Below are 12452 nucleotides of genomic sequence, written 5' to 3'. Positions count from 1 at the left end.
ACGGAGACCGACGTGCCAACGCTCACCCGCCTTTTGATCGTGCTCCTGATTTTGGGCGCACTCGGCTACGGCGCGGTCTATTCTCTGGCGACATTCGTGGAGCCACGCGAACGCGAGATCACCGTGCGGGTCAAGAAGGATGGGTTTGGCCGCTGATGGCAACCGGGTTCGATCTGGAGAATTTCCTGGAAATGCTCGCCGCAGAACGGGGCGCGGCGGAAAACACGCTGGCAGGTTATCGGCGGGACCTGGAAGACTTTTCCGGTTTTCTCAGCCGGACAAAACTGGCTGAGGCAAACTCGGACCACATATCAGCCTATATGAGCGACCTCACCCGCCGCGGTTTCGCTGAAAGTTCTCAGGCACGGCGGCTATCGGCCCTCAAGCAGTTCTACAAGTTCCTATATTCAGAAGGCAGCCGCCAGGACGATCCGACCCGGACGTTATCGGCACCTAAGAAACGCGGCAGCCTGCCAAAAGTCCTCTCCATGGACGACGTCGATCGCTTGATCGAAACGGCACGTCTGCAAACAGAAGCGTCTCACAAATCAAAAGCAGCCGCCTTGCGCGCGCAGCGCATGTACACGCTCATCGAGGTGCTTTATGCGACCGGGCTCCGGGTCTCCGAGCTGGTAGCACTACCCGTCACCGCCGCCTTGAGGGACGCACGGCTGATTGAGATCAAGGGCAAGGGCGGCAAGGAGCGCCTAGTTCCTTTGTCTCATGCCGCACAGTCTGCCATGAAGATGTATGTTGGGCTGCGTTCGGCGGAAGGCGCTTATGAAAACAGTCCGTGGCTGTTCCCCTCTCATGGGGGAAGCGGGCATTTGACGCGTCAACACTTCGGTCGGGACCTCAAAGATCTCACGATTGCAGCAGGGTTGGATCCGTCGCAAGTCTCCCCGCACGTCTTGAGGCATGCCTTTGCATCGCATCTCTTGCAAAACGGAGCGGACCTGCGCGTGGTCCAGCAACTTCTTGGACACGCGGACATTTCCACCACACAAATATATACCCATGTGCTGGATGAGCGGCTGCGGGAACTGGTGGAAACGGCCCATCCACTTGCCCGGAAATAGGCCGCAAATCCTCTGTTGCGCCGCAGCAAAGCAACACCTACACTCCGCTGCCTAAAATTTTAGCACCGGACTTGGAAACATGCTGCAGCCCGCCAGCACTTACGACACGCTCACCAGGAATTTCATGTGGCCTCAGCCGACGGCGTACAACATAGCTTCGGTTGTCAGCGATCAATGGGCAGCCGCAACACCAGACCGGCTAGCGATCCGGCGTGTGTTTGACGACGGGCAGACCGAAGACTGGAGCCACCTGGAACTGAACCGGGCTGCGAACCGCTTTGCGAACGCCTTACAGGCACTCGGAGTAAAACCCGGAGATCGGGTCGCTCTGCTCCTGCCGCAAATCCCGCAAACCGCCATTGCACATCTTGCCACGTATAAAATCGGTGCGATCGCGGTTCCATTGGCCGCCCTGTTCGGCTTGGAAGCCCTCAGTTACCGGCTGTCTGATTCCGGGGCGAAGGCTTTGGTGACAGACACCGCAGGCCTTGCCAAGCTGAACGAGGTCCGGGATCAACTCCCCGGTCTGGAGTTGGTCATCTCCGTTGATGGAGCAGAGCAAGGCGTTGAAGCATTTTCTGAGTTGCAGGAGCGCGCCTCAGACACATTTCAAACAGTTCAGACCAGCCCGAATGACCCGGCCTTGATGATCTATACGTCCGGCACCACGGGCCAACCCAAAGGCGTGCTCCACGGCCACCGGGTGCTGATGGGGCACATGCCAGGGATTGAACTCTCGCAAAACTTCCTGGGACAACCGGACGACCTCTTCTGGACACCGGCCGATTGGGCTTGGGCGGGCGGTCTCCTGAACGCCCTTTTCCCAGCTCTGTCGCTCGGGGTTCCCGTTGTCTGCCACGCTTCACGGAAGTTCGATCCGGAATTCGCATTCCGGCTCTTGGAGCAACAGAAGATCCGCAACGCCTTCATCCCACCAACTGCATTGCGCATGCTGCGGGCGGTCGAAAATCCGGCCAGCCGGTTCAAGTTAAACTGGCGCAGTGTGGGCTCAGCCGGAGAATCGCTCGGCAAAGAAACCTACGACTGGTTCGCGGATGAATTCGGCTTCAAGGTCAACGAGTTCTATGGCCAAACCGAAAGCAACGCAGTCCTCGGCTCCAGCGCGGCCTTGGGCGTTACCCGCTCTGGTGCAATCGGCAAGGCAACGCCCGGCCATGACGTTGCCATCATTGATGAAGCCGGAAATCCTGTGCCTGCAGAAACGCTCGGTCAAATCGCTGTAAGGCGTCCGGATCCCGTGATGTTCCTTGAGTATTGGAACAAACCGGAGGCGACGAAGGACAAGTTTATCGGCGACTGGATGATCACCGGCGATCAAGGAGTGATGGATGAGGACGGGTATGTCCATTTCGTCGGCCGTGACGATGACCTCATCACCTCCGCCAGTTACCGGATCGGTCCGGGGGAAATTGAAGACTGCCTGATCAAACATCCGGCCGTTGCGCTGGCCGCAGCGGTTGGAAAACCGGACCCGCTGCGCACCGAAATCGTCAAAGCCTATGTGGTACTGAAAACCGGGGAACAGCCGACACCCGCCCTGGAAGACAGCATTCGCTCGTTCGTTCGGGATCGATTATCGGCGCATGAATACCCACGTGAAATTGGTTTTGTGGATTCCCTGCCCATGACCACGACAGGCAAGGTCATTCGCAGAATTTTGCGCAATCAGGCCCGCGAAGAAGTCGCATAAAGAAAACGTCTCTTAAATCCGGACGATCAGGCAGCCAGCAAGGCGGAGAGATCCGCATGGCTGTCCACCACCTTGTGTGCGCCCGCACTTTGAAGCTGCTCCGCGTGACCATCATGACTGTGCCCGCCGCCGACAAATCCCCAAACGGTCATCCCGGCAGCCAGACCGGCCTGAACACCATTGGAGCTGTCCTCGATCACCAGGCAGTTTGCCGGTGCAACACCCAGTTTTTCAGCCGCAAACACAAACAAGTCCGGTGCCGGTTTGCCGTTGGTCACTTGTTCGCCGGAGTAGATATGCGGCGCAAAATAGTCGTGAAGTCCTGTGTGTTGAAGCTTATGGATCAGACGGTGGAGGCGCGACGATGAGGCAACCGCTCGCGGACCGTCATGCGCTTCGAGCAAGGTCTTGATCCCGGCGATTTCTGCAAGCTCGGAATTGATCCGCTCCAAGGTGGCGGCATCGAGTTCCGGACCAAACGTTTCGGGCAGAGGCCCTTTGCCCAACGCGCGGTGATCATCGTCTAGTTTGACCCAGAAATCAGCGCTTCCAAGCCCCTGAAAGCGGCTCATGTAGTCGTCCAGGCTATAATTCAGTCCGATCCGGGCGAGATGTTCACGCTCCACCTCAACATAAATTTTTTCAGAATCGACCAGAACGCCATCGCAGTCGAACAGAATTGCCTCAAAAGTCATATGTTTCCAAATTCGTTAGTGTGAACCGTCGAAGAGACCTTTAACCACCTGTCTTTGAAACAAGATGACAAGGATGGCAGGAGGCAAAACCGCGACAACCGCGAGCATGACCCCGGACAGGCTGTTCTGTCCGAAAAACTGCATCCCCCTGACAACTGTGTAGGACGCTTCATCGGATGTGATCATGACCGGCCAGAGGTACTGGTTCCAGCCGGTGACGAAAAGCACCAGAAACAACGCAGATGCTGTGGGCAGGCACAAGGGCGCCAGGATATCGGCCAGGAACCGCAATGGCCCTGCCCCGTCCAGCCGTGCGGATTCCTGGAGCGTATCGGGTACCGTCATCAGGAATTGCCGGAAAAACAAAGTCCCCAGCCCGGATGCGGCGAGCGGTAGGATCAGTCCGGCGCGCGTGTTGACGAGACCCAGATCGACGGCAACGGCATAGGTTGCGAGAAACCGGGATTCCAATGGGAGCATCAAGGTCAACAGCAGTAGCCAGAAGATAAACGTCGCAAACCGGACCCTGAAATAGAGAAGCGCAAAGGCAGCCAGAAGCGAGACCACGGTTTTCAACGCAGCAAATCCTGCCCCGAAAACGAAAGAATTCCAAAGCATAAGGGCAGCCGTCACATCGCCGGAAAAGCCAGCACTTGTTGTGAAAAACGCGGTGTAGTTCTCAAGACCATGCGCCCCGATATCCAGGCGCGGTGCGATCCGCGTGCCAGGCGCATGCGTGGTTGCTGCAAACAAGGCGTAAACCGGCAAGCTCATGAACAAAGCGCCGGTTATCAGAATGACATGGTCAACAAATTGAGCGCGAAAACGCCGCCAGGATGGCATCAGGAGTGTTCCGGAAAACAAGAAAGAGCGCGGAGAGTAGACCCATTCGCAGCGAATTGAAAAGGCTTAGAGCACGACAATACCCGAATGCTTTGCCTTGTGTTCCGGCTCCACGTGTATGGTAATCCGGGCGCCCGGCACATCTTCACTGATAGCTGCCTCGATCCGGTCGCAGATCTCATGGGCTGCTTCAACGGTCATGGAGCCGGAAACCACGAGATGAAAATCAATGAAGGTCGTCTTTCCGGCGATACGCGTTCGCAGATCATGCGCTTCCAGCGCGCCTTCGCCTTGCTCGGAAATCTGCAGCCGGATCTTTTCGAGAACATCGGCTGAAGCTGCCTCGTCCATAAGGCCACCGACAGATTCTTTGACCAGTCCCCAACCGGACCACAAGACCGTGAGGCCAACCAAAATCGCCAAGACCGAGTCCAGGATCGCCCAACCGGTCAGAAGAACGAGGACCACGCCAATGAGGACACCGAGGGAACTGACAACATCGGTGAAAAGGTGCTTGCCATCGGCGACAAGCGCCGGCGACCGGACTTTTCGGCCGACCCGCATCAGATAAGCCGCCCAAAGCCCATTGATCAGTGCGGCCAGAACATTCAGCCCGATGCCAAGCGGTGAAAAATCGGGACTGTCGCCGTGTACAAGCCCCATCCAGGCGGCCCTGAAGATCGACAAGGCGGCCAACACAATCATCACGCCAACAAGAACGGCGGCGAAATACTCTGCCTTGTCATGACCATAAGGATGATTGCTGTCGGCAGGTTTTGACGCGAACCAGACGGCTATCAGAGCTGCGAAGGATGAGGCAACGTTGACGATGGTCTCAAGCGCGTCGGAGTAGAGCGCAACAGACCCGGTCAGCCAGTAGGCACCGAATTTCAGGCCAAGGACCACAAGACCGATTGCAATGCTGAAAAAGGCAATACGGAGCTGCGAGCCAACCGCCATTAAGACCCCCTAAGGCCTCGGCGGCCCGCTGGTTTTCTGAGCGCTGCAAGGGGTAACAGGTTTTGCCCTCAAGACAACCGGCAATCGGGACTATCAAGTGAAAAACGGAGACTTATAGCGTGTCGTTTTTCATTGATTTCAGGCTGCTTCAGGTTTCGCGTACGAGACAAAGCCGAGTGGCAGGGGCACCTGAATTCGTTTGAACGCGACTTGCTCTAAAACCGATCAACGCTCAAACAGCACTTGGCCTGATAGCCTTGCAAAAATCCCCGCCTGTTGGCCGGGGTGTTTTGGTGGGTTGGCAGGTTCTCGGAACTTGTGCGGACCGGCTGGCAGCAGCACCTAAAAACCCTTCTTCCAATCCATCGCCGCAGCGCCAATGATCTGGCCGGGCCCCTCATTATCCTCAACCTGGATCAGGATAATGCACCGGGCGTCGCTGATCAGGTTCAGCTTCGTCTTTGCCATGCGGAACGTCTCTTCGCCGCCCGACCACATGCCCATCGGCATAAGATCCCGAACGACGTTCACATAGGTGATTTCGCGCCCCGCATTTTCCCCGCGACCAATGTCCACTGTCGCTTCATCCTGCACGCGCAAGAAATAGACGGTTGCCATTTTTGCACCCGCAGGCAGCTCACCGCTGACTTTAGCCTCAACGGCCATATCCGAGATTTTGAGCGTCACGTCAGTTGCAAGCGGCTCAGCGCGCTTCAAGGCGGCACGGACATCCGCCTCGCGGCTTCCGACAACATGTTCCTCACCGTTGATCACCATTTGCGGAGTGTAAACCGACCGGTCGCCGCGTTTTTGTGCATAGGCGCGCTGGCGCTGCGAATGAACCGGGCTCGCAAGCGTGTCTTTCCATCCAAGGTAATCCCAGTAATCGACCGGCAATACCAACGTCAGAATGTCGTCCTCTTCCTGCACAAGCTGCTCGGCGAGCCGGTCAGCCGGCGGGCAAGAGGAGCAGCCTTGGCTGGTGAAGAGCTCGACGACCTTCTGCGGCCCCGCGTTCGCAGCATTCGAGGAAATGCCCGCCGCAAATAATCCGCAAACAAAAATAAAACACGCTCGGACAGCGTGTCGTGCTGTCCGGGTATGGATGCCCACCATTGGCTCTTGTCCCGTAACTGTTTTCAGTAAGATAGGCAGGCACCTTGTAAAGAGCGAGTCACGTGCCGGTGATAGCGCGCGCACCACTGATTTTTCGCACGTTTGTGAAAATTGAAAGACAGCCCGTGATCAGCGCAAGGGTTTCACCCCTCGGCCATAATCTTCCGCAGTTCCGGAAGGAAACCGGTCTCATAGCTTTGCGGATCGAGCGGGCCGATGAACTTGTAGCGGATGGTGCCGGTCTTATCGACAATGAAGGTTTCCGGAACGCCGTAGACACCCCAGTTGATGGCTGTCCGTCCGCTGTCATCGACGCCGATGCGGTCATAAGGGTTGCCGAGACTTCCAAGGAACCGGCGCGCGTTCGCGGCTTTGTCCTTGTAGTTGATCCCCAGGAGCTGGAACCCATCCAGCTTCGCCAATTCTTCCAGGAGCGGGTGCTCCTGCCGGCACGGGCCGCACCAGGACGCAAAGATGTTCACGACGGTAACCTGACCGATCAGGTCTTCACGCGAAAATCCGGGCATCGGAGCGCCGTTTTCAGACAAGCCCTCAAGCGGCTCTAAGGAAAACTCCGGCGCAGGTTTATTGATCAGCGCGGATGGGATCTTGCTCGGATCGTCTCCGAGCGTCAGCTGAAACAGAAACAGCCCGGCAAGCGCTGCAAAAACAATCAAGGGCAGCAGAACGAGGACCGGAAAGCCACGTTTTTTGAGCTCAGATCCCGAACCATTTTCAAGTGTGCTCATGAGGCCTGAGTGCTCCTGTCTTCCGGCCGTGCGCGTTTGATGCCTTGGTCGGCGAGGTCGTTCAGAGCTTTTTCCTGCGCGGCCTTGTCCAATCGCACCCATGCGATCAGGACCAGGACCGTTAATAGGCACAGGCCATAAGAGGCGAGGATAAATCCGGCGTGTGGTCCAAGATCCATGACGTCACTCCGCAGGTTGGGCGGCCCCGGCAGGACCTGGCTGTGCGGCACTCGCTGCACGCATCCGCAGAGCGCGGACACGCCGCCGCAGGATTTCATTGCGCATGGCCATCAAGTGAAGAACGAAGAACATCAGCGTGAAGGCAACGGCCATCACCAACAGCGGCCACAAGATATCCGGGTGAATGGTCGGGCCATCAAACCGCATCACACTTGCCGGCTGATGAAGTGTGTTCCACCAATCGACGGAAAATTTGATGATCGGCAGGTTCAGGGCGCCGACGAGCGTCAGAACAGCCGCAGCTTTCCCGGCCTTGATCGGGTCTTCCATCGTGCGCCACAGTGTCATCAGGCCCAGATACATGATGAAAAGGACGAGGACAGACGTCAGGCGGGCATCCCAGACCCAGTAGGTGCCCCACATGGGCTTGCCCCACAAGGAGCCGGTCACGAGCGCCATAAAGGTAAAGGCGGCACCGATCGGAGCAGCACTTTTCGCCGAAACGTCCGCCAGCGGATGCTTCCAGACCAAGGTTCCGATCGACGACAGGGTCATCACCGAGTAGCACATCATGCACAGCCAGGCGGCAGGGACATGGATGTACATGATCCGCACCGTGTCCCCTTGCTGATAGTCCTCCGGCGCGACGAAGAAGCTCATGTAAAGCCCGACCGCGAACAACAGGAGACACAGCCCTGTCAACCAGGGGAGGACCACCTGCACGAACCTCAAAAACCGCGTCGGATTTGCGTAATCCCAGAATGCCATGGAACCGTTCTAATCTAGAGCTTTGCCTGCTTCAATGGACAAGTCTGCCGCAGGAGGCATTGAGGGCTATCAATATAGCGTTAGTCTGACGCAAATCGCAGTGCCGTGGCAGATGCTATCGGGCCAACAACGGCCGCAATGAGAGACAGCGCACAGAGGATCAGAAAAGGCGTCAGGAAAGGTACAGGATCACGGATCGCAGCATCAGCCGAACTGACGCCGAAAATCAGAACGGGTATCGCGAGCGGTACAACCAGAACGGCCAGCAGGAGGCCACCACGGCGCAGGGAGACCGTCAGCGACGCGCCGATTGCGCCGATTAGCGTAAGCGCCGGGGTTCCAACCAGCAGCGTTGCAGTGACCGCCGCCATGGAGACTGGATCTAGGTTCAAGAAGATACCGAGCACCGGCGCGGCGACCACCAGGGGCAAACCCGTCGCGGTCCAATGCGCCAGACACTTGATCAGAACAACCAGCTCCAGGGGTCGTCCCGCCATCAACATGAGATCAAGTGTTCCGTCATCGCGATCCGCCTGAAACAGACGATCCAATCCAAGCAGCGTTGCCAGCAGGGCCCCGATCCAGAGGATTGCAGGACCGATCCGTGCGAGCAGATTGAGATCCGGGCCAACACCGAAGGGAATAACCGTCACAACGGCCAGGAAAAACAAAACGCCGACCAAGGCGCTACCGCCCACCCGAACCGACAGCCTCAAGTCCCGTTGAAACAATGCCATCGCCCAACCCGTCATAGGAAGCCCTCCTCAAGGACCGGCTCCGCCGGTTGCGCGGCTTCCAGATGCAATGTCTGAGTTTTGGCCAAAGCCAACTCGGTGTGGGTCGCCGTCACGATCAAACCGCCGGATTCTAGGTGGCCGTTCATCAAACTGAGCAACAAGACTTCGGAGTTCTTGTCCAGCGCTGACGTCGGCTCGTCCATCAACCAGACCGGCCGCGCAGTTACCAACAGCCGGGACAGCGACAACCGCCGTTTTTGACCCGCAGACAGGTAAGCTGCGGGTAGATGGGCGGTATGACCAATCCCGAGCAATTCCAACGCCTCTATCGGCTCCCGCAGATCGCCGGCAAAACCAGTTGCGCTCGTTGGTGCTGTAAAGCTCTGCCAGAATTCAAGGTTTTCGAGCACCGACAACGGCGGTTTCACCGCGTCCTGATGGCCAAAATAATGCGCGTGTTCATGCGCAGGCCTGTCGTCTTCACCACCGTCGAACCGGATCGTGCCACCCGCCAGAGAAACCAAACCTGCCAGCGTGCGCAGCAGCGAGGACTTACCGATGCCATTTGCACCAGTCACTACAAGAGCTGTGCCTTGGCTGAGAGTGAAAGAAAGGTTTTGAAACACCCGGCGCCCACCGCGATCAATGGTCAGGTTCTCAGCAAAAAGGGTCAGGACACCGCTCCGGAAAGTCGTACAGATCGTCCGCCTTGTTAGTGCGTTCTTGAGGGCAATGGCAAGCGCACTCTGAAACTCAAATCACTCTGCATTGTGATCTTTAAGTTATCGCCTTGCCCTTGCAACAGCAGCAAGCCACGGAATGTTAATGTCCCCATGTCATAAATACGGAAGAATACGCAAAAGGATTTTTTCGTGCAGTCTCCGGACAATTCGGCGCCTAAAACCGGTCAGGACTCGAACCTTGCTGCGCGGCTCAAGCAGCTGTCTACGCGGGTGTTTAGCCTTTTGGGGGCTGACGGAACAGACAATCAAGCCGCACAACGCATGGCCATCGCCAGCTTTGGAATTCGGATAGGCGGAGCGGCCCTTGCCTATCTTTCCCAAGTCGTTCTGGCCCGACTGCTCGGCGCCTACGATTATGGCATCTTCTCCGTCGCCTGGACATTTGTGATTATTCTTGCCGTCATGGCGTGCGGTGGCTTCTCCGCTTCTGCCAGCAAATTCATTCCAAAATACCGGGAGACTGGTGATCCGGACAGCCTGCGGGGTTTCATCAGCACCAGCCGCCAGTTGGTGTTTCTGATGGGGGCCGCCCTTGGCCTAATCGGGATCGGGATGGTTGCCATGCTCAGCCCGGTGATCGATTCAAGTTATGTGGTGCCGTTGTCGATCTCCCTTCTCGCCTTGCCGTTCTTTTCCTACGCCATGGCACAAGATGGCATCGCGCGCAGCTACGATTGGCCATTCCTTGCGATGTTGCCGACATACATTTGGCGCCCGGCCGCACTTCTTATTATCTTTTTGATTTTTCTGGTATTTGTAGGTGGCGCAACAGCCACAACAGCAGCAATCGCCGCTGTCTTGTCCGCTTTCGGCGTCGCAGCCTATCAACATGTTCAACTCAACCAGCGCCTGAACCCGGTATTGCCCAAAGGACCGAAAAAAACCGACATCCGGCTCTGGATCTTCATTTCCCTGCCAATGCTGATTGTCGACGGTTTCTTGCAGTTGATCACCAGCGCTGACGTGATCATGGTGAGCTTCTTTGAAGAACCGGATCAGGTGGCAATCTACTTCGCAGCCTCCAAAACGCTGGCTCTGGTGCATTTTGTTTATTTTGCAGTGCGCGCTGCGTCTGCGCATCGCTTTTCCCGCTATCTGCACAGCGATGACATGAAAGGGCTCGCCGCCTATGTGCGTCAGGCTGTGCACTGGACCTTCTGGCCGTCCGTTGGAGCCGGTGCCGGATTGCTGGTCATTGCCCCATGGCTCCTGGAACTCTTTGGATCCGGATTTTCTGACGGTTACACGCTGATCGCCGCGCTGATGATTGGTGTGCTTGCGCGGGCTTCCGTTGGTCCGGCGGACGCACTCTTGACCATGACCGGGCTGCAGAAAACATGCGCGATTATCTACGGAACCACTTTTGTCATGAACGTCGTTCTCAATCTCATTTTGATCCCGTGGCTGGGCTTAATGGGTGCCGCCGTTGCCACGAGTTGCGCAATTTTATTTGAAACAACCGCCCTTGCTATCGCGGCCAAACGAAAGCTCAATATCACCACGTTTATTTTGCCATTGTTGTTTCAAACGGGGAAAACCGCCGCTTGACCGATCCATCGGACATGAAGGAGCAGCTGGAAGTCCTCTGGCTTGACCCGCACTCGCCCGATGTGCCGTTGGACAGATGGCAAGACCTGGCGGACACCAGCCTTGATCCCAACCCTTTCTTCACACCAGGGTTTCTACAGCCCTATTTGCGGGCTTTTCCATCGGCTGCAGTGCGCCTCTTGGTCATACAGGACCGGGATACAGAACTCTGGAGAATAGCCGCACCCGTCGGACGCCGCCGGGCAGGGTTTGCAGTCCCCATCCCGACCACTTGGACCTCCCACTACGCCCCTCTTGGAACGCCGCTCCTGCGAGACACCAGCGGCCTGGGGGATATCACCGCTTTCTTGGAAGCTGGGTCCGGATCTGCAAATCTGATGGCCATACCATTTCTGCCCTGCGACAGCCGGGTCGCGGCTCTGATTGAAGAAATCGCCGGCTTCGAAAGCAACTGGGCCCAGAGCCTTTCCCGCGCAGGCCACAGCTCCGGGGAGCTTGGAGAAGGCCAATACAACGCCGCCATGTCGGGAAAGCGCAGAAAGGAAATGCGCCGACAACTGCGCCGGCTTGAAGATCACGGCCCAATACGCACGGCCCACCTTCTTGGTGAGGAGGCACTCGAAGGCTTTGAAGACTTCCTAAAGCTCGAGGCCAAGGGATGGAAGGGACGCGCAGGCACTGCACTCTCAAGCAACGAGGAAACTGCATCCTTTTCCAGACATGTGATCAAGAACCGCTCTATACACAATGGCGTTCGGATTGATCAGCTCTGGGCCGGAGACACCCTTGCAGCATCGCTCGTTCTTTTCATTGAAGGATTTCAGGTCTTCTCCTGGAAGATCGCCTTCAACGAGAATTTTGCGCGCATGTCTCCAGGGGCCCAGATTGCGGCGATTTCAATGAGGCAAAATCTGCAAAACGCCGATTTCCTGGAAGCGGACTCCCTGGCTGTCCCCGGCCATTCCATGATCGAACCGCTCTGGCGCGGCCGGGTTGATATTGGAACGTTGATCCTTTCGAAGGGGGCTCGGGGCTCTTCGCTCGCAAGTCTCGCTGCGGCGGATCTTAAACTGGAACATACCGTGCGCAGCAAGGCCAGAGCCTTGAAGGCATTCTTCAGTTAGCGGATTGGCCATTCAGCTCTGATTTATAGAGAAACGCAAACGCGAAACCCTTCGATCGAGTCTCCGTATTGGATCTGCGTAAAAAAAAGCCCCGGGGAAAATCCCCGGGGGTCCAAGTTTGCGGTCCGAGCCAATAGACCGCCTGGGAGATTTCGGTTGGCCGGCTGGGGAAAGATGTTGAGCCAAACCCCGCCGGGCC

Annotated in this window: 14 protein-coding genes; 5 read left to right on the top strand and 9 right to left on the bottom strand. The window is 57.1% G+C overall.

The genetic code is table 11. The features are described from left to right. The first annotated feature begins 12 nt into the window (after nucleotides 1-12). The 3 genes from ACQY4Z_RS13800 (at nucleotide 13) to ACQY4Z_RS13790 (ending at nucleotide 2790) form a co-directional block, all read left to right on the top strand. Nucleotides 13-156 (top strand): hypothetical protein, encoded by a 144-nt coding sequence (locus ACQY4Z_RS13800; RefSeq protein ID WP_008192774.1) that lies wholly within the window; start codon nucleotides 13-15, stop codon nucleotides 154-156. Then, nucleotides 156-1079, top strand: coding sequence for a site-specific tyrosine recombinase XerD (gene xerD, locus ACQY4Z_RS13795; protein ID WP_428522141.1), 924 nt, complete (start codon nucleotides 156-158; stop codon nucleotides 1077-1079). The genes ACQY4Z_RS13800 and xerD overlap by 1 nt, the downstream gene beginning before the upstream one ends. Before the next feature lie 79 nt (nucleotides 1080-1158). Further along, nucleotides 1159-2790: an AMP-binding protein gene (locus tag ACQY4Z_RS13790; RefSeq protein ID WP_428522139.1), complete on the top strand. Its 1632-nt coding sequence runs from the start codon at nucleotides 1159-1161 to the stop codon at nucleotides 2788-2790. 26 nt (nucleotides 2791-2816) lie between these two features. On the opposite strand, the gene ACQY4Z_RS13785 is transcribed toward ACQY4Z_RS13790, so the two are convergent. From ACQY4Z_RS13785 to ccmA, 9 genes are all read right to left on the bottom strand, one after another. Further along, nucleotides 2817-3485 carry an HAD family hydrolase gene (locus ACQY4Z_RS13785; protein WP_428522137.1) on the bottom strand — a complete coding sequence of 223 codons (669 nt, stop codon included), beginning with the start codon at nucleotides 3483-3485 and terminating at the stop codon, nucleotides 2817-2819. A 15-nt stretch (nucleotides 3486-3500) separates the two neighbouring features. Then, nucleotides 3501-4259, bottom strand: coding sequence for an ABC transporter permease subunit (locus ACQY4Z_RS13780; protein ID WP_428522135.1), 759 nt, complete (start codon nucleotides 4257-4259; stop codon nucleotides 3501-3503). 135 nt (nucleotides 4260-4394) lie between these two features. After that, nucleotides 4395-5288, bottom strand: coding sequence for a cation diffusion facilitator family transporter (locus tag ACQY4Z_RS13775; protein WP_428522133.1), 894 nt, complete (start codon nucleotides 5286-5288; stop codon nucleotides 4395-4397). Between the two features lie 342 nt (nucleotides 5289-5630). Continuing rightward, on the bottom strand, nucleotides 5631-6404 hold the full coding sequence (locus ACQY4Z_RS13770; RefSeq protein WP_428522131.1) for a DUF1223 domain-containing protein: 774 nt from the start codon (nucleotides 6402-6404) through the stop codon (nucleotides 5631-5633). Nucleotides 6405-6547: 143 nt separating this feature from the next. Continuing rightward, a complete protein-coding gene (locus tag ACQY4Z_RS13765; RefSeq protein WP_428522129.1) occupies nucleotides 6548-7153 on the bottom strand; it encodes a DsbE family thiol:disulfide interchange protein in 606 nt (201 codons plus the stop codon). Further along, nucleotides 7150-7332 (bottom strand): heme exporter protein CcmD, encoded by a 183-nt coding sequence (gene ccmD, locus ACQY4Z_RS13760; protein WP_428522127.1) that lies wholly within the window; start codon nucleotides 7330-7332, stop codon nucleotides 7150-7152. Before ccmD ends, ACQY4Z_RS13765 begins: the two co-directional genes overlap by 4 nt. A 4-nt stretch (nucleotides 7333-7336) precedes the next feature. Next, nucleotides 7337-8101 carry a heme ABC transporter permease gene (locus tag ACQY4Z_RS13755; protein ID WP_008196280.1) on the bottom strand — a complete coding sequence of 255 codons (765 nt, stop codon included), beginning with the start codon at nucleotides 8099-8101 and terminating at the stop codon, nucleotides 7337-7339. A gap of 80 nt (nucleotides 8102-8181) precedes the next feature. Then, nucleotides 8182-8853 carry a heme exporter protein CcmB gene (ccmB, locus tag ACQY4Z_RS13750; RefSeq protein WP_081450514.1) on the bottom strand — a complete coding sequence of 224 codons (672 nt, stop codon included), beginning with the start codon at nucleotides 8851-8853 and terminating at the stop codon, nucleotides 8182-8184. Continuing rightward, a complete protein-coding gene (gene ccmA, locus ACQY4Z_RS13745; RefSeq protein WP_428529558.1) occupies nucleotides 8850-9512 on the bottom strand; it encodes a heme ABC exporter ATP-binding protein CcmA in 663 nt (220 codons plus the stop codon). The genes ccmB and ccmA overlap by 4 nt, the downstream gene beginning before the upstream one ends. A 198-nt stretch (nucleotides 9513-9710) precedes the next feature. On the opposite strand from ccmA, the gene ACQY4Z_RS13740 reads away from it, so the two are divergent. Together ACQY4Z_RS13740 and ACQY4Z_RS13735 are read left to right on the top strand one after the other, a co-directional pair. Next, nucleotides 9711-11129 carry a lipopolysaccharide biosynthesis protein gene (locus ACQY4Z_RS13740; protein WP_428522124.1) on the top strand — a complete coding sequence of 473 codons (1419 nt, stop codon included), beginning with the start codon at nucleotides 9711-9713 and terminating at the stop codon, nucleotides 11127-11129. Then, a complete protein-coding gene (locus tag ACQY4Z_RS13735) occupies nucleotides 11126-12253 on the top strand; it encodes a GNAT family N-acetyltransferase (protein WP_428522122.1) in 1128 nt (375 codons plus the stop codon). Before ACQY4Z_RS13740 ends, ACQY4Z_RS13735 begins: the two co-directional genes overlap by 4 nt. The last annotated feature ends 199 nt before the right edge of the window (nucleotides 12254-12452 follow it).

This window comes from Roseibium sp., from assembly GCF_965276855.1.
In the GTDB taxonomy this organism is placed as follows: domain Bacteria; phylum Pseudomonadota; class Alphaproteobacteria; order Rhizobiales; family Stappiaceae; genus Roseibium.
Note: the sequence above shows the minus strand (reverse complement) of the source record. Positions and strands in the feature narration are given on the sequence as shown.